At 33.8% G+C, this 17,946-nt stretch carries 21 protein-coding genes; all 21 read left to right on the top strand.

Annotation, left to right across the window (positions count from 1 at the left end; genetic code table 11):
• Window positions 1–16: 16 nt before the first annotated feature.
• The 21 genes from J3U20_RS02675 to J3U20_RS10085 all read left to right on the top strand — a co-directional run bounded on the left by J3U20_RS02675 (window position 17) and on the right by J3U20_RS10085 (window position 17,878).
• On the top strand, window positions 17–1,492 hold the full coding sequence (locus tag J3U20_RS02675; protein WP_160542295.1) for an MFS transporter: 1,476 nt from the start codon (window positions 17–19) through the stop codon (window positions 1,490–1,492).
• A gap of 34 nt (window positions 1,493–1,526) precedes the next feature.
• Window positions 1,527–2,882: an MFS transporter gene (locus tag J3U20_RS02670; protein WP_160542294.1), complete on the top strand. Its 1,356-nt coding sequence runs from the start codon at window positions 1,527–1,529 to the stop codon at window positions 2,880–2,882.
• A gap of 16 nt (window positions 2,883–2,898) precedes the next feature.
• Window positions 2,899–3,954 carry a respiratory nitrate reductase subunit gamma gene (locus J3U20_RS02665; RefSeq protein ID WP_160542293.1) on the top strand — a complete coding sequence of 352 codons (1,056 nt, stop codon included), beginning with the start codon at window positions 2,899–2,901 and terminating at the stop codon, window positions 3,952–3,954.
• 46 nt (window positions 3,955–4,000) lie between these two features.
• A complete protein-coding gene (locus tag J3U20_RS02660) occupies window positions 4,001–6,223 on the top strand; it encodes a molybdopterin oxidoreductase family protein (protein WP_160542292.1) in 2,223 nt (740 codons plus the stop codon).
• 10 nt (window positions 6,224–6,233) lie between these two features.
• Complete coding sequence (locus J3U20_RS02655) at window positions 6,234–6,803, top strand: 4Fe-4S dicluster domain-containing protein (RefSeq protein ID WP_105297390.1); 570 nt, start codon at window positions 6,234–6,236, stop codon at window positions 6,801–6,803.
• Window positions 6,804–6,817: 14 nt separating this feature from the next.
• Window positions 6,818–7,324: a Rieske (2Fe-2S) protein gene (locus tag J3U20_RS02650; RefSeq protein WP_105297391.1), complete on the top strand. Its 507-nt coding sequence runs from the start codon at window positions 6,818–6,820 to the stop codon at window positions 7,322–7,324.
• Window positions 7,325–7,328: 4 nt separating this feature from the next.
• Window positions 7,329–7,601 (top strand): DUF6755 family protein, encoded by a 273-nt coding sequence (locus tag J3U20_RS02645; protein WP_105297392.1) that lies wholly within the window; start codon window positions 7,329–7,331, stop codon window positions 7,599–7,601.
• Window positions 7,594–8,577 (top strand): GTP 3',8-cyclase MoaA, encoded by a 984-nt coding sequence (moaA, locus tag J3U20_RS02640; protein WP_160542291.1) that lies wholly within the window; start codon window positions 7,594–7,596, stop codon window positions 8,575–8,577. The genes J3U20_RS02645 and moaA overlap by 8 nt, the downstream gene beginning before the upstream one ends.
• Window positions 8,578–8,615: 38 nt before the next feature.
• Entirely contained in the window at window positions 8,616–9,809 is a 1,194-nt protein-coding gene (locus J3U20_RS02635; protein WP_160542290.1) for a molybdopterin molybdotransferase MoeA, read from the top strand.
• Window positions 9,797–10,120 carry a winged helix-turn-helix domain-containing protein gene (locus J3U20_RS02630; RefSeq protein ID WP_160542289.1) on the top strand — a complete coding sequence of 108 codons (324 nt, stop codon included), beginning with the start codon at window positions 9,797–9,799 and terminating at the stop codon, window positions 10,118–10,120. Before J3U20_RS02635 ends, J3U20_RS02630 begins: the two co-directional genes overlap by 13 nt.
• A gap of 2 nt (window positions 10,121–10,122) precedes the next feature.
• On the top strand, window positions 10,123–10,689 hold the full coding sequence (mobA, locus tag J3U20_RS02625; RefSeq protein WP_160542288.1) for a molybdenum cofactor guanylyltransferase: 567 nt from the start codon (window positions 10,123–10,125) through the stop codon (window positions 10,687–10,689).
• Complete coding sequence (locus J3U20_RS02620; protein ID WP_160542287.1) at window positions 10,686–10,916, top strand: MoaD/ThiS family protein; 231 nt, start codon at window positions 10,686–10,688, stop codon at window positions 10,914–10,916. Before mobA ends, J3U20_RS02620 begins: the two co-directional genes overlap by 4 nt.
• A 20-nt stretch (window positions 10,917–10,936) precedes the next feature.
• The gene (moeB, locus tag J3U20_RS02615) at window positions 10,937–12,022 is read left to right on the top strand and encodes a HesA/MoeB/ThiF family protein (RefSeq protein WP_160542286.1); all 1,086 of its coding nucleotides are present in this window, start codon (window positions 10,937–10,939) and stop codon (window positions 12,020–12,022) included.
• Window positions 12,023–12,034: 12 nt separating this feature from the next.
• Complete coding sequence (locus J3U20_RS02610; RefSeq protein ID WP_105297399.1) at window positions 12,035–12,472, top strand: molybdenum cofactor biosynthesis protein MoaE; 438 nt, start codon at window positions 12,035–12,037, stop codon at window positions 12,470–12,472.
• 4 nt (window positions 12,473–12,476) lie between these two features.
• Window positions 12,477–13,166: an MOSC domain-containing protein gene (locus tag J3U20_RS02605; protein ID WP_160542285.1), complete on the top strand. Its 690-nt coding sequence runs from the start codon at window positions 12,477–12,479 to the stop codon at window positions 13,164–13,166.
• A gap of 31 nt (window positions 13,167–13,197) precedes the next feature.
• On the top strand, window positions 13,198–14,457 hold the full coding sequence (locus J3U20_RS02600; protein ID WP_160542284.1) for an alginate export family protein: 1,260 nt from the start codon (window positions 13,198–13,200) through the stop codon (window positions 14,455–14,457).
• 17 nt (window positions 14,458–14,474) lie between these two features.
• Window positions 14,475–15,383: a bifunctional molybdenum cofactor biosynthesis protein MoaC/MoaB gene (gene moaCB, locus J3U20_RS02595; protein ID WP_160542283.1), complete on the top strand. Its 909-nt coding sequence runs from the start codon at window positions 14,475–14,477 to the stop codon at window positions 15,381–15,383.
• Between the two features lie 15 nt (window positions 15,384–15,398).
• A complete protein-coding gene (gene modA, locus J3U20_RS02590) occupies window positions 15,399–16,163 on the top strand; it encodes a molybdate ABC transporter substrate-binding protein (protein WP_105297402.1) in 765 nt (254 codons plus the stop codon).
• 4 nt (window positions 16,164–16,167) lie between these two features.
• Complete coding sequence (gene modB / locus J3U20_RS02585; protein WP_160542282.1) at window positions 16,168–16,845, top strand: molybdate ABC transporter permease subunit; 678 nt, start codon at window positions 16,168–16,170, stop codon at window positions 16,843–16,845.
• An 8-nt stretch (window positions 16,846–16,853) separates the two neighbouring features.
• Entirely contained in the window at window positions 16,854–17,510 is a 657-nt protein-coding gene (locus J3U20_RS02580; RefSeq protein ID WP_160542281.1) for an ATP-binding cassette domain-containing protein, read from the top strand.
• A gap of 149 nt (window positions 17,511–17,659) precedes the next feature.
• Window positions 17,660–17,878, top strand: coding sequence for a hypothetical protein (locus tag J3U20_RS10085; protein WP_160542280.1), 219 nt, complete (start codon window positions 17,660–17,662; stop codon window positions 17,876–17,878).
• The last annotated feature ends 68 nt before the right edge of the window (window positions 17,879–17,946 follow it).

The raw sequence follows: 17,946 nt of genomic DNA, 5'->3' as shown, positions 1-17,946 counted from the left end.
TAAACTACTTTATTAAATGAGCACTAAATTACTTCAATCTCACAAAATACTTTTTTTAAATACATTAGCCTTTACGGTTTGCTTTGCCTGTTGGACACTCAATGGTGTTTTAGTAACTTACTTAGTAGATAAAGGCATATTTGATTTTTCTGTGGTAGAAACGGGATGGCTGTTGGGGATTCCTGTTTTAACAGGGTCACTTTTACGACTACCTATCGGAATTTTAACGGATAAATTCGGCGGTAAATATGTATTTGCAGGTTTACTTTTGTTTTGTTCCATTCCTTTATTTTTACTGCCTATGGCCAAATCATTTTGGGTATTTGCTTTATTAAGCTTTTTATTTGGATTTGTAGGAACAAGCTTTGCTATAGGAGTAGGGTATACCTCTGTTTGGTATCCTAAAGAATGGCAAGGAAGAGCTTTGGGAATTTTTGGAATGGGGAATGCAGGAGCAGCTTTAACCACTTTTTTTGCACCGACTCTTTTAAACTATTTTTCAAAAAATGATCCCGATAACGGATGGAAAATGCTTCCGATAACTTATGCAACAGTGTTGTTGGTTATAGGAATTTTATTTTTACTATTTGCAAAAAATAAAAAACCGGCTGGAAATGCCAGAAATTTGAATCAGATGTTATCTCCATTAAAAAAAGGGAGAGTATGGCGTTTCGGTTTATATTATTTATTAGTATTCGGTTTTTTTGTAGCTTATTCTCAATGGTTGGTTCCCAACTTCATGAACGTTTATGGAACGTCTCTAGTAGTAGCAGGAATGTTTGCTTCTTACTTTAGTCTTCCTTCAGGAGTAATTAGAGCCTTTGGGGGATATCTTTCAGATAAATTTGGAGCAAGGAAAGTTATGTATTGGGTATTAGGCTCTTCTGTCGCATTAAGTTTCTTATTAATGTTCCCTAAAATGGATATTTATACGGATGGACAAGGAGTTTCTGCAGCCAAAAAAGGAATAGTAACTAAAGTTACGGCAAATAGCGTAACTGTTGATACTAAAGAATATGTAATTAAAGAAAAAGAAGATAGAGCAGACAAGAAAAAAGATATATTTCCAACTAAAGAATCTTGGCAAGAAATTGTTGTAAAAGAAAACCAGCAGGTTAACAAAAAAGATTTATTAGCCAAAGGAATTACTGAAATCAGTTTTGATGCAAATATGTGGGTTTATTTAGTATTGGTAATATGTATAGGAATTTCTTGGGGAATAGGAAAAGCAGCTGTTTACAAACATATACCTGAATATTTTCCTAATGAAGTTGGAGTGGTAGGAGGCATGGTAGGCCTTATCGGTGGATTGGGAGGATTCATCGGACCAATTATTTTTGGATATTTTCTTAATTATACAGGATTGTGGACCAGTTCTTGGATATTAATATTTATTATTTCATTAACCTGTCTAATTTGTATGCACAGAGTAATATTAAAAATGACTCGTGAGAAAATGCCTGAAATTTATAATGATATAGAAAAAAAATAAAAGAATCAAATTATAACTTAAAATAAATTCAAATATGGGTACATGGCTAAAAGAATGGAAGCCTGAAGACAATAATTTTTGGGAATCTACAGGTAAGAAAATAGCTTGGAGAACATTGACAATAACTACAATATCCCTAACACTATCATTTATCGTATGGTATTTAATGAGTGGTATTGTAACTAAACTTCCGGGTATAGGTTTTAACTTTACGGAAAAAGAGCTATTCTGGTTAGCTTCACTTCCTGGATTAGCAGCAGGAACTTTACGTATTGTCCATACTTTCTTAATCCCAATTTACGGGACAAGACATACCGTTACATTTTCTACCTTAATAAAATTAATACCGGTAATCGGTATAGCTTTAGCAGTAATGAATCCCGAAACTCCATTTTGGGTGTTTGCTGTATTGGCTTTTACAATGGGATTCGGAGGTGGAGACTTTTCATCTTTTATGCCTTCAACCAATATGTTTTTCCCGGCTCGTTTAAAAGGAACAGCTTTAGGAGTACAAGCAGGTATTGGTAATTTTGGAGTAAGTATAGTACAATTTTTAACTCCGGCTTTACTGGGAGTAGCCATTGTAGGAGCTCCGGAAATTTTAAAAACTACCGATCCAATTACTCATGAAGTAACGACTAAACCGATTTATCTACAAAGCCCGGCTTTAATATATGCACCGATACTAATAATAATGACTTTAGTTTGTTGGTTTGGCTTACGAAGCATCCCTTTAAAATCATCATTTAAAGAACAATTAGGGATTTTCAAAATCAAACATACTTGGTTTTGTACAATTACCTATTTTATGACATTCGGAACTTTCTCCGGACTTGCAGCAGCATTTCCGTTAATGATAAAATCATTATATGGAGACTTTCCGGGAGCTCCGGATCCGTTAAAATATGCATTTTATGGTCCATTAATCGGTTCTGCCAGTAGAGTAGCTTTTGGATTCGTTGCAGATAGAGTAGGAGGAGCCGTATTAACAACAATTACAGGTCTAGGATTTGCCGGTTGTATTGCAGTTATGATTACTATGGGATTGGTAGCACCGACTTCCATAGATCAATTTCCTTTATTCTTAGCTATGATGTTAACCATATTCTTTTTCTCAGGAATGGGAAATGCGGGAACTTTCAGACAATTTCCTATCATTTTCAAAGATAACCCGGTACATTCTGCAGGAGTAATTGGATGGACAGCAGCTATCGCAGCCTACGGACCGTTTATATTTTCAATGATTATAGGAGCTGAATTACAATCATCTAAAGCTTCAGGATTGAAAAGTGTAAATTCTTTTTTCTGGGGAATACTTATATTTTCACTTTTAGCAACTGCTATAAATTGGTATTACTATCAAAGAAAAGGAGCTGAAAGACCAAGCTAAATAAATCATAAAAATTATGTTTAAATCATTTAGTACACTTAATAAACCGGCATTGTTAAAAGCAACTATTGCTACACTCTTAATTATTGCCTTAGTTTTTATAGGTTCGCGCAATCTTCAAAATTTTGACGCCGCATTAATAGCCTATTTATTTGGAGCTGTCTTTTGTGTATTTGGAGTAACCTATCGGTATTCCATTTGGCTGCAACGTCCGCCAACTAAAATGTATTGGAGACGTTCTTGGCAGTTTTTTTTCAGTAAGCATTTTATCGCTTATGCAATAAGAGGGCTTAAATTATTTTGTCAAAATATACTTTTTCAAAAATTTATATACCCGAGAGGTCGAACCCGATGGATAGGACATTTTATGTTAGCTACCGGTTGTTTGATCGCATTTTGTATAACTTTTCCGCTAACTTTCGGTTGGATACATTTTACCTTAGAATCAGGTTCAATGTCCACCTATGAAGCTCATATGTTTGGTTTTAAAGTAATGGATTTTCAATTAGGATCTTTCTTTGCTTTTTTAGTATTTCATGCTTTGGTTTGGTGTTCTATATTAGTTATCATCGGTTCAATTATGATGATGAAAAGAAGGCTTACCAACGGAGGCTTAATAGCTACGCAAACATTTGACGGAGATTGGTTACCGCTACTTTTGTTGATAGCCATATCATTAACAGGAATAGGAATTGTTTTCGACTATACCTATTTGGACGGAAAAACTAATCAATTCATGTCAGTTTCTCACGCGGTTACTGTGATATTATTTTTAGTATGGATGCCGTTTGGAAAATTTTTCCACATATTCCAACGTCCGGCGCAACTAGGTGCCAATATATATAAAACAGAAGGTATAAGACAAGGTATGGCGGTGTGTCCTCACACCAAAGAGGAATTTGCTACCAAAATGCACGTTAATGACCTTAAAACTGTTACCAAAGAATTGGGATTTGACTTTACCTTAGAAGACGGTAGCAGTCATTTAGACTATAGCCCGGAAGGAAAACGATCTGCCCTTGCAATCGCTCACCTCAAAGCTAGAAAAGAATCCGGTAGTTTCTTCGGATAAAAAATAGAAACTATAGTAATTATAATGATAAAATAAAATTAATTATATGGCTAAATTACCTGTAGATGGAGATAAAATTATAGAGCAATTTGGACCTCATAAAAATTATACACCAAAAGAAGGTTTCAAAGGAATTTCAGATCCGGATAAACTTGTAAAAACACATTGTTGTTTTTGCGGAATGCAATGTGGTATTCAGCTAAAAGTAAAAGATAATAAAGTAATCGGATTCGAACCTTGGAAAGAATTTCCTTTTAATGAAGGAAGACTTTGTCCAAAAGGAGTTCAGCGTTATCTACAAGATAATCATCCGGATCGATTACTTCATCCGATGCAAAGGGTTGAAAACGAAGGTTTTAAGCCTATTTCTTGGGATGATTCATTTGACAAGATAATTTCAGAAATTCATAGAATTCAAGGACAATATGGAAACAATGCCTTTGCTATGCTTTCAGGAGTTTCACTAACCAATGAAAAGAGTTACATGATCGGTAAATTTGCTCGTGTAGCTTTAAAAACAGCTAATTTGGACTACAACGGAAGACTTTGTATGGTTAGTGCCGGTGCAGGAAATAAAAAAGCATTTGGAATGGACCGATCTTCCAACAGTTGGGCAGATTTAAAACATGCGGAAGTTATCATGGTAGCCGGAGCAAATGTGAGTGAAACGTTTCCTACTTTAACTTATCGACTTTGGGAAGCCAGAGATAACGGTGCAAAGTTAGTGGTAGTCGATCCAAGAGTCACCCCGTTTGCCAGAACTGCAGACTTACATTTAGATTTACGTCCGGGTACAGACTCTGCTTTATACGGAGCTATACTTAAAATCTTATTTGACAATGATTGGGTAGACCATGAATTTATAGAAAAACACACCTCAGGTTTAGAAGAAACCTTACAGTCAATTCAAGATCATACGGTAGAATGGGCTGAAGAGGTAACCGGTGTTTCAGCAGATAAAATACGCAAAGCAGCCGAAATATGGGGTAAAGCCAAAACCAGCTTCTTATTACATGCCAGAGGAATCGAGCAACATTCCAAAGGGGTAGATAATGTAGTTGGATGCATTAATTTAGTGTTGGCAACCGGAAGACTTGGAAAACCTTATTGTGGTTATGGTACCATAACAGGTCAAGGAAACGGACAAGGAGGTAGAGAGCACGGACACAAATGTGATCAACTTCCCGGAAACAGAGATATAGAAAATCCTGAAGACAGAAAAGTAGTATCCGAAATATGGGGAATCGATGAAAAAGATTTACCGCACAAAGGATACAGTGCTTGGGAGATTATTGAGGCAATCCATAGAGGAGAAATCAAAGGACTTATATCCATTTGCTTTAATCCTTTAGTTTCTTTACCTAATAATAATTACGTACGTTCTGCCTTAGAAAAATTAGAATTCTATGTAGCCATAGACTTCTTTTTAAGTGAAACCGCACGTTATGCCGATTTAGTTTTAGCAGGATCCCTGCAGGAAGAAGAAGAAGGTACGGTTACCACAGCAGAAGGAAGGGTAGTTCGTGTGCGTCAATGTGTAACCCCTCCGGGAGATGCCAGAACCGATACAAGTATTATTTTGGAATTAGCCAGAAGGTTAGGAGTAGAATCTTATTTCCCGTATAAAAACAGCGAAGAAATTTTCAATGAATTGAGAATTGCTTCCAGAAACAGTAGAGCTGATTATTATGGAATAACTTACGATCGAATTGAAAAAGAAATGGGAGTTTTTTGGCCTTGTCCCGAAATAGGACATCCGGGTACTCCAAGGCTTTGGGAAGATTATAAATTTAAAACACCTGATGGAAAAGCACATTTCAATCCGGCTCCTTATCGATTATCTTCAGAAATGACCGATGAAGAATATCCGATTATTTTAACTACAGGACGGGTTGTTTCTCAATATCTAAGCGGTACGCAAACCAGAAGGATCGGAAAATTGGTGGACCAATATCCTGAACCTTTATTAGAAATACATCCTAATCTGGCACAAAAATACGGTATACAAGATAGTGATTTAATTCGAGTAGTAACTCGAAGAGGAGAAATGATAGTTCCTGCCAATGTTGTAGAAACCATCAGAGAAGATACCGTATTTATACCGTATCACTGGGGAGGAAAACATTCGGTGAATCAATTAACAATATCAACTTTAGATGCTGTTTCCAAAATGCCCGAATTTAAAGTATGTGCATGTAAATTAATTAATACAGGTAAAAAATTATCAAAAGAAGAAGAATCCAAAGCATTCCAAAGTTCAATTGGATAAATTAGAAAATATGGTAAGTACAGAATATAATAAAAATGTAGGCTTTTTCGTGGACATGCAAAGGTGCATTGGATGTCATGCATGTGAAATGGCGTGTGCTGAGTGTGAAACTAACGGACAGGACAGTATGATCAATATCCATTATGTTGATCGTAAACATACCATACAAACCACTGTACAGGTTTGTATGCATTGCGATGACCCCGTTTGTGCTAATGTTTGTCCGGCTGATGCCATAACTAAAGATACTTTCGGTGTGGTACATTCAGCGAATACTTCTCGTTGTATCGGATGTTCTAACTGCGTAATGGCTTGTCCATTCGGAGTACCTAAAAAAATGGAAGAAGCAGAACTAATGATGAAATGTAATATGTGTTACGACCGTACCAGTGCAGGACTAAAACCTATGTGCGCTACGGTTTGTCCAAGTGGAGCACTATTCTATGGAACTTTAGAAGAAATAGAAGCAAAACGTCCGAACAGTACACCGGTGAATAAGTTTATTTTTGGTAAACAAGAAGTAGTTACCAAAGTAAATATTATGATGCCAAAAGGAAGTACCGAGTTAAAAGTTCACTAATAATATTGAAGAAAATGTCAAAAAAAGATAAAGAGAAACCCATTTGGAAAACAGATTTTCCTATAAAGCAGGATGAAGCAACGCATGTTTCAAGAAGAGAATTTGCAAAGTTTTTATGCCTACTATCCGGTGGATTGGCTATAGGAAACGGTGCAATAGCTGCTAAATCTTTATTATTTCCTAAAAAAAGGCTGGATGAAGAATATTTTGTTTGTAATTCAACAGAAGTTCCTATTGGAAAGATGAAAGCCTTTGTAATTAATGAAAACCATAAAGTACCCTATATACTTATACATTTAGGTGAAGATAAATGGAGATGTTTTGAACAAAAATGCACTCATTTATCTTGTGCGGTATTATATGACCACGATCAAAATAAAATCGTTTGTCCTTGTCATAAAGGGTTTTTTAATCCTGAAACAGGAGAAGTACTGCAAGGTCCGCCGCCAAGACCCTTACCGCAACTGTCTGTTGTAATAAGAGATGGAAAAGTATACGTAACAGATAAAGATAAAGCCTAAGAATATGAATAATTTCAAAGAAGTTCAAAATTCAGCAAATTCAAATAAAATTAATACATTAATGTCTGCAATTATTGTTATATTAATATTAATTTTAACCTTGCAGGTATGGATGATGTATGGAGCATTGAACAATGCGTTAGATGATAACCAGGCGTTTGCATGGGCAACATTTGGAGGTTCGGTTTTTCTTTTCTTCTCGGCTGTCTTTTTACTAAGATATTTACCGGAACCACCTAAAAATCTAAAAAAAGATCCGAATAATAAATATGAATAAACTAGTTGATAGTTATAATCGAATTCATAATTATTTGAGAATTTCTCTTACAGACAGTTGTAATTTCCGTTGTATTTACTGCATGCCCAATGAAAAAATGCAGTGTTTGCCTTACGGAAAATTAATGAGTCCGGATGAAATTTTCAGCATAGCTAAAACGTTTACTAAATATCAAATAAATAAAATACGTCTTACCGGAGGAGAACCTTTGGTAAGACGTGATTTTGAAGAAATAGTTAAAAGGTTGTCTACTTTACCGGTAGAATTGAATTTAACAACCAACGGGGTGCTTTTACATAAGTATGCAGATTTGTTAAAAGAGGTAGGATTGCATACAGTAAATATCAGTATTGACAGTTTACAAGAAGAAAAATTTAAATTCCTTACAAAGCGTAATGCATTCTCTCAAGTTTGGAATAATATTTTACTTTTCGTAAACCGAGGTTTTCAGGTTAAACTCAACACAGTACTAATGAAAAATGTTAATGATGACGAAATAAAAGACTTCATCTCATTAACCAAAAATTTTCCAATACAAGTTCGTTTCATAGAATTTATGCCTTTTAATGGAAATCAATGGGAAAAAAATAAAGTTATTACTATGGACGAAATGTTGGATGAAATAGATTCTCATTTTATTTATGAGAAAATTCAGGATCACAACCACGATACAACCAAAAAATTCAAAGTTAAAGGTTATGAAGGAACTTTTGCCTTTATAACAACCATGAGTCAACCTTTTTGTCAAGGATGTAATAGAATGAGAATTACTGCTGACGGAAAGATGAAAAATTGTCTTTTTGGAAAAGATGAATTTGATATTTTAGGAACCTTACGAAAAGGTGAAGATATTGAACCGCTCATACAATCTTTTCTAAAAAACAAACATAAAAAGATGGGAGGTCAATTTGAAAATTTTATAAAATTAAATCCCGAATATCTTAAAAACAGGAGTATGATTAAAATTGGCGGTTAACTTTTCTTTTCGATATGCTAAAAAAAACCTATTGAAACATGAATGAATTTATAACAGTATCTGAAGCGAGAACCCTTATTTCCAATGAAATACGTATTAAATGTCCCATTCGTGAGAAGAATTTGAGCGATTCTTTGCATTCGTATATAGCTAAACCAATATATGCACCCATAGACGTACCGAATTTTACCAATTCAGCGATGGACGGATACGCTTTTTGCTATCAAGATTGGGTGGATAAAAACGAAATAACGGTTAAATACGTCATACAAGCGGGACAAACTGAATTGCCAACTCTAAAGAGAGGAGAAGCAGCTCGAATATTTACCGGAGCAATGATTCCGATCGGCGCAGATATAGTAGTCATGCAAGAAAAAGCAACCGTTGAAAATAATAAATTACTAGTTCAAAAAGGAGAATTTCAAAAAGGAGATAACATACGCCCCCTAGGTTCTCAAACAAAAAAGGGTGAATTAGTGGCAGCAGAAAACACATTGATTACACCGGGTGTTATAGGTATGTTAGCAGGTTTTGGAATTGAAAAGGTACACGTTTTTTCTTCACCAAAAATTGGTATTATTGTTACAGGGAATGAATTAGTTACGGCAGGAACACCTTTAAAAAAAGGACAAATATATGAGAGTAACTCAATTACGCTGCAATCTGCTTTAAAAGAAATGGATATTTCAGTTGAATTTATAGTAAAAGTTTCTGATGATAAAGAAAAAACATTTCATGAAATCCAAACAAGAATACCGGAAGTTGATGTATTATTGCTTACAGGAGGTATTTCTGTAGGAGATTATGATTATGTAAAAGAAAGCTTAGAAAGAGCAGAGATACATCAACTTTTTTATAAAATTCAGCAAAAACCGGGTAAACCTTTGTATTTTGGTAAAAAAGAACAACATTATGTATTTGCCTTACCCGGTAATCCTGCATCCGTTTTAACGTGTTTTTATCAATACGTTCGTCCCTTTATAAAAGGATTGAAAGGGGAAAAACATATTTTCAATTCTTATGAAGATGCTAAGTTGATAAACGACTTTAACAAAAAAAATAAACTCACTAATTTTTTAAAAGGGCATTTAGAAAATGGAGAGGTAAGTATAACATCCTCTCAAGAATCCTATAAAATGAACTCATTCAGTAGCGCGAATTGTATAGTAGAAATATCGGGAGAGGAAAGAATGATCCGTCAAGGGGAAAAAGTTAGAGTATGGAGAATTTAAAAATAGAAGGATTTATTTGGTTAGAAACCACCCACGGCTTAAAAATAGGCAGGGGACGGGCCGAACTATTGAACAGTATTGAGGAAACCGGATCTATAGCCGCAGCGGCCAGAGAAATCGGCATACCTTATAGAAAAGCTTGGGGAATGGTAAGAGAAATGAACGAATATTCCAATACACCGCTGGTTTTTAAAAATCTGGGAGGTAAAAATGGAGGAGGTGCTTTCTTGACTAAAGAAGGGAAAAAAATTGTGGAAGAATATAAAAAAATAAACGGACAGTTTAATTTGTTTAAAACCAAAACTTTATAACAATGGAAGCTTATATCCTTGCAGGAGGAAAAAGTACTCGCATGGGAGAAGATAAAGGTTTGAAAAAACTAAACGGAATTCCTATAATACAATTCAGCATTGAAGTTTTATCCCAATGTTTTCCATCGGTTAAAATTAATACGGATAAAGAAGATTATAAACAATTCGGTTTAGAATTGGTTTCTGACAAGATTAAAAATAAAGGTCCATTGGGAGGAATCCATGCAGCATTAGATCACTCAAAGAAAGATGTATTTGTTGTAAGTTGTGATATGCCTTTTATTACCTTCGAAGCAATTAATTATCTAGTTAATAACCTCAGTACTAATTTAGCCACCATAGCAAGTTATAACGGAAGAATTCAACCTTTGTTTGGAATATATACCTATGATGCACTACAATTTATAGAAGATAAACTAGCCGATAACCAATTAAAATTGACGGAATTTATTATAGAATCCGAATCTAAAGTAATCGACCTAACTGAGATAATTGAAAAAGATATCTTTTCAAATATAAATACTCAAGAAGAATTTAAGAAAATCGAAAAAAATTTTAAAACAATATGAATATTAAAATTTTCGGGAAATTAACCGATATTTTTCAGAATGAAAAATATCAACTTAATGATAAAGTTAATACTGTTTCAGAACTTAAAGAAATATTGGAAACTTATTTTCCTGAATTAAAATCATTAAATTATTTGATTATTGTTAATAACCAAAATACAAAAGAAACAGACCCGATTCCGGAAGGTGCAGAAATAGCTTTACTTCCGCCATATTCCGGAGGATAAAAATTTAATTTAATCAATCGATGGATTTTAAAAGATATAACAGACAAATAATTTTGTCCGGATTTGGTATGGAAGCCCAGAATAAACTTTGTAAGTCTCGTGTATTGGTGGTGGGAGCAGGAGGATTGGGTTGCCCCGTGCTTCAATATTTAGCTTCAGCCGGAGTTGGACTATTGGGAATTGTTGATTATGATACTGTTGAATTAACAAATTTACATAGACAAATTTTATTCAAAGAAGGCGATATAGGAAAGTTTAAATCGGAAGCAGCAAAAGAAAGGTTGGAAGAAATGAACTCAACTATTAAAATTATCTCTTTCACGGAAAAGGTTACTTCAAAAAACGTATGTAAACTTATAGATTCCTATGAAATCGTTGTAGATTGTACAGATAATTTTCAGGTACGGTACCTTCTTAATGATATTTGTACTTTAAAAAATATTCCCTTAGTATATGGAGCCATTTACCAATATGAAGGTCAAGTTTCTGTATTCAATGTGGAAAAAGATAAAATGAAAACCAATTACAGAGATTTGTTTCCTTATCCACCCAAGCCTTCAGAAGTTCCAACCTGCAATGAGACAGGAGTTTTGGGTACTCTGACGGGTATAATTGGCACTATACAAGCCCAAGAAGTTATAAAATTAATTACAGGTATCGGAGAACCTTTAGTACATAAATTAATGATATTTAACATCTTGTATTATAGTACTCGAATTATTAATTTTGCCGAGTCGGAAAAAAATTCAACTCCAAAAAATGAAGATGAATTTAAAGCAATCGATTATGAATGTAGTTGTGGAATTTTTTCATCCGAAAATGAAATTGAAAATCTTTCCCGGTTGGAAGAAGTACTTTCCAACGAAAAATCGATACTGGTTGATGTAAGAAACGAAAATGAACTACCCAAAATTTCTGGTTTCGACTATATACAAATTCCGTTGTCTGTGATTGAAGAAAATATACCTATTCTTGAAAAATTTGACACAATTGTATTTGTTTGTAAAACGGGAATACGCAGCAGCCGAGCTGTCGAGATAGCCAAAGAATTGTTTCCCAATAAAGCTGTATGGCATATTCGAAACGGAATTGACACGATTTTTTAAATAGAAAATTATATGAAAAAAATATATCCATTTTTAGAGGGAGCTATACCCGCAGAATTTATTTCTGAAAGTATTCAAAGCCATACTCATAAAAAAGATATTGGAGGACATAGTATTTTTTTAGGACAAGTTAGAGCAGATATAGTTGAAGGAAAGGAAGTTGAAGGAATAGAATTTACCGCCTATCAAGAAATGGCCGTTGAAAAACTTTCACAACTACGGGAAGAAATATTTTCTAAATACGATTTGTTGTGCATGCATGTATATCATAGCCTCGGTTTGGTAAAAAAAGGCGGAATTTGTCTTTTTGTTTTTACATCATCTAAACATAGAAAACCTGCTATGCTGGCTTGTGACGAATTAGTTGAGAGAATAAAAAAAGAACTTCCCATTTGGGGTAAAGAAATATTTAGCGATAACAGCTACCAATGGAAAGAAAACAAACAATAAAACCATGAAAAAACCTTTAATTAGCTCTTTACATGCGGGTAAAATACAACGCTTAGCTAACACAGAATATCAAAGCGCCATTAACAAAAAAAAAGTTACCGATTCGCAAAAGGTATCCAAATTGGGATTAATTAATGATGAACAGAGTGATAAGATCAACCATGGAGGAGAAGAAAAAGCAGTACATCAATATGCCTTTGAAAATTATGAATATTGGAAAACGTCTTTGCCTGAACTTCCTTTATTAGAGAAATCAGGAGCATTCGGCGAAAATATTTCCTCATTAGGAATGACGGAAGAGACGGTTATGATCGGAGATATTTATAAAATAGGCAGCTGCGTGTTAGAAGTAAGTCAAGCCAGACAACCGTGTTGGAAATTAAACTATCATTTTCAATGCAGTGATATGTCGCTTAGAGTACAAGAAAGTTTAAAAACAGGATGGTATTATCGTGTATTGGAAGAAGGAAGTTTAAAAGAAGGAGATACTATTGAGCTAATAGATCGGCCATACCCCGAGTATAGTTTAACCTATTTATTAACTATTTTATATAAAAAAGAAAATTGTTTAGATAAGGAAATTTTAAACAAATTATTAAAGATAAAATCATTAGCACTAAGTTGGAAAAAAATATTTAGCAATCGTTTAGAAAATGGAACCATTGAAAATTGGGAAAAACGATTGTTTAAATAGAGAAAATTAATTATTAACTAAAATTAAATTTATGAAACACAAAAAAATTTGGTATTTGTTGTTTTTTAGTTTAGGGAGTTTAAGTCTCTTAACTGCACAGAAAATTAAAATTGACGGAGAACTGAGAACCAGAGGAGAATTAAGAAGTGGTTTTCGTAAGCCTTTGGCAGATTCTTTAGATGCTGCTTATGTGAATAACTTAAGGGTACGATTGGGTGCTACTTATTCTGAAAAAGATTATAAAGTTAAAATTACTTTACAAGATACGGAAACGTATGGATCAAATGGAATAAATAAAACCGGAAATAATTTAGGAGTATACGAAGCTTGGGCAGAATATTTCTTTACCCCTGAATTTTCAGGAGTTTTAGGACGTCAAATATTGGAATATGACGACAAGCGTCTTTTTTCATCCGGTAATTGGAGCAATACCCCTAATGCACATGACCTTTTAAAATTAAAATACGAAACCTCTAAATTTAAAGCACATGTCGGAGGAGGTTGGAACAATGCAGCAGATGTCCTTTATGAATCTGTGTATGACAAAAGTTATAAATCATTATTCTATACTTGGTTATATAAACCAATTGGAAAATTTACAGCTTCTGCCATATGGGTAAATGAAGGTTTCCAAAAAGGAGAAGTTCCTGAAGAAGTAAAAACTTCTATCTTTAGAAATACAGTAGGAGCTAACTTTGGATTAGATGATCGCAGCATTCCTTTTTCATTTTATGCAACCGGATATTACCAGTTTGGATATGACCGGTCTGACAGTAAATTAGATGCATCTTTATTAGCTTTGAAAACTAAGTATAGATTCTCCGATTTCATTTCAGCTAACGTAGGGGTTGATTATTATTCAGGTTCCAAATCCACGTTATCAAAATCTAAAGATCACACGTTTAATAAACTTTATGGAGCTAACCATTCTTTTAATGGATCTATGGAGTATTGGGCAACCTTACCTAAGCAAGGGTTACTTGATTTATACGGTGGAGTATCTGTAAAAGCTAATTCAAAATTAAGTTTTGATGGTGGATTCCATACTTTTTCAACTGCTGAAAAAATGGATAACCGAAATAACAAAGGCATAGGATCAGAAATTGATTTATTGGCAGATTATACAGTTTCTCAAACATTATCTTTACAAGCAGGTTGGAGTACTTATATGAAAAACAAAGGAACAAGAATTCTAAAAGATCAATTGGGGGTTGATACCAAGTTTCCACAATGGGCTTATATCATGATTACTTTCAAACCGGTATTCTTTTCAACCAAAGCAGAAAAATAATTTTAAAAAATAAAAAAGTGGTAAATATAACGCATAAAAGTAATTCTTTACGAAAAGCCATAGCTCAAGCGGTGGTTAAGGTGGGATCTCAACAAACTATTCAAACTATTAAGGATAACAAAGTTCCCAAAGGAAATATTTTTGAAATGGCAAAAGTTGCCGGTTTATTTGCGGCAAAGAAAACAAGTGACATGATTCCTGATTGTCATCCGCTGCCCATAGAATATACTTCCATAACCTATGAAATGAAAGAGTTAGAGATTTATATTTATGCTGAAATACATACCATTTATAAGACAGGAGTTGAAGTGGAAGCTATGCATGCGGCATCGGTAGTTGCCCTAACGATGTATGATATGCTTAAACCCATTGATAAGAATGTCGAAATCCAACAAATTAAATTATTGGAAAAAAGAGGAGGAAAATCAGATAAAAGTAATTCGTTTGATTTACCATTAACTGCATCCATATTGGTTTGTTCTGACAGCATTTCTAAGGGTGATAAAAAAGACCGTGCTGGTAAAGTAATTATGGAAAAACTTCAAACCATAGGAGTAGATGTTTCCGATTATGAAATTATTCCGGACGAAAAAGAGGATATACAAACCAAAATTAGAGAATATCACCGGAAAGGAGTAAATTTAATTTTGGTAACCGGCGGTACCGGATTGTCCAAGAGGGATGTTACGCCTGAAGCGGTTCAACCTTTACTGGAAAGAGAAATTCCGGGAGTGGCAGAAGCGATAAGAAGCTATGGGCAAAACAGAACGCCTTTAGCCATGTTATCCAGAAGCATAGCCGGATTAATCGGAAATACCTTAGTAATTACTATGCCGGGTTCTACCAAAGGAGCAGAAGAATCTATGGATGCAGTTTTTCCTTCGATACTGCATATTTTCAAAATAATTGAAGGAGCACAACACTAAAAATTTTATATAATCATGAAACGTAAGCTAGTTTTTTTGCCGATATTACTATTTTTATTCGGCTTAATATCTTGTACAAAAGAACGTAAAGCTACTATTGCCGCTGCTGCTAATTTAAGATATGTACTGGAAGAAATTAAAGAACAATATCTTAAAGATTACCCGGGTGCAGATCTCCAAATTACTTATGGATCTTCAGGAACTCTAACCCAACAAATTATTAATGGAGCCCCTTTTGATCTTTTTATGTCTGCAGATACTAAATTTCCCGGCAAATTAGAAGATCGAGGGCTAACTTCTGCATCGGCAGTTAACTATTGTTACGGAAGAGTAGCCATGTGGAGTTCTACATTGAATTTATCGCAAGGATTGTCAGCCGTTTTGTTACCGGAAGTTAAAAAAATAGCCATTGCTAATCCGGACAATGCTCCCTATGGTTTAAATTCTGTTAATGCACTTAAAAAGGAGGATTTATACGATAAAATAAGTAAACGTATTGTATGGGGAGAAAATATTAATCAGACGGCTCAATATGCATTTTCAGGAAATGCAGAAATAGGGTTTATTGCTTTATCGCTGGCCTTAGCACCCGAAATGAAAAATAAGGGGCACTATTATGTATTACCGGAAGATATATGTCCACCGATAGCACAAGCTGCCGTACTTATAAACGGGTGGGAAAAAAACGGTGAAGCTTCTCGTTTCTTGGATTATATCATCAGTTCCAAATGTGACAATATTTGGAAAAAATACGGATACGGTTTAGCAAAAAAAGATTAATTAATTGAGCGAAGATTTTATAAACACTCTTTGGCTTACAGGTAAGTTGGCAACTCTATCAACCCTTTTCTTATTGTTTATAGGGTTGCCGGTTGCCTACCTGTTGGCATATACGCATTTCAAAATAAAACCCCTGGTAGAAGCTTTGATCTGTATGCCTTTAGTTCTTCCTCCCACGGTACTGGGTTATTATTTATTGGTGGCCTTTAGTCCTCAAAACATACCGGGCGCTTTTTTAGAGAAACACTTTAATACCAGATTAGCTTTTACTTTTGAAGGCATAATTATAGCAAGTATTATAGCAGGTTTGCCCTTTATGATACAATCTCTTCAAAATGGATTTTCGTCTCTTCCTGTAAGTTACAGAGAAGCTGCCTATACTTTAGGAAAATCCAAAACAACTACATTTTTCAAAGTTTTATTACCTAATATAAAGCCTTCTCTTATCACCGGTGTAGCATTAACTTTTGCGCATTGTATAGGAGAATTTGGAATTGTGCTAATGGTTGGAGGAAATATCCCCGGAGAAACTCGTATAGCTTCCATTGCCATATACGATCAGGTACAAGCATTAGATTATAAGACCGCAAATCAATATTCATTTATTTTATTTTTAATTTCATTTATATTGCTTACTCTCATTTATAGCATTAATAAAGGTTTTAAAATTAAAACTATATAATTTTCTTAATGATATATATCGATATTGAATATAGAATTTTAACCTCGGAAGGAAGTCGTATTCTATCTGTCCAAACTGAACTTCCCGAAAACCAATTAATATGTATTTCCGGGCCTTCGGGAATAGGAAAAACTACACTTCTTAGAATGATTGCCGGTTTAACAAAACCCGATCGGGGAATAATTCAAGTAGGAGATCGCATTTTCTACGATTCTTTAAATAACATAAATTTAAGTCCGCAAAAAAGAAACATAGGTTTCATGTTTCAAGATTATGCTTTATTTCCCAATATGACGGTAGAAGAAAATATATCTTTTGCACAAAATAAAGTAAAAGATAAAGCATGGGTAGATACTCTAATTAAGTCTTATGGATTAGATGCTTTACGAAATCAGAAACCAGATAAACTTTCAGGAGGACAAAAACAAAGAACTGCTCTTGCTAGAACTTTGGCTAAAAAAGCGGATCTATTACTTCTGGATGAACCTTTGTCTTCTATAGATTCGACAATGAGGATAAAACTTCAAAACGAAATTTTAAAGACACATGCTGTTTTTGGTTCTACTACCTTAGTAGTTTCTCACGATCAAGACGAAGTTAACAAAATGGCTCAGTGTGTTTTATATATGGAATACGATCAAATTCGACTAATCAAGAATTCTTAGAATTATACTATATTTTATTTTATCTTTCTTGTATAAAATACATGTATTTTTATTAAAATTCGTATATTTTTTTAGAAATTTGTATCTTTGTGTGCACTAAATAAATTTTTCACAATATAATTGAAAAATTAAAACTAACTTCTAGATAAATGAAACTATTAATTTTTCTTTCTTCTTTGCCGGGATTTTTAACAATTACTTTTATTATTTTAAAACTTTTAAATATTATAGAATGGTCTTGGTTGATAGTTTTTTCGCCTTTATGGTTTACTTTTTTATCTAGTATGATTTTTATTTTATTATTAATTTTTCATGTAAAAATTTATAAAAGATATCTTGAAAATTTTTTTAAAATAAATGATTATTAGGATTATTAGGCAAAATAATATAACGCTAAAAACGTTCTATTAAACGTAAACAATTGTCTGTATTTAAC

The sequence above is a fragment of the Apibacter sp. B3919 genome (genome assembly GCF_026537405.1).
Lineage (GTDB): Bacteria > Bacteroidota > Bacteroidia > Flavobacteriales > Weeksellaceae > Apibacter.
This window is presented reverse-complemented; position numbering and strand designations above follow the sequence as displayed.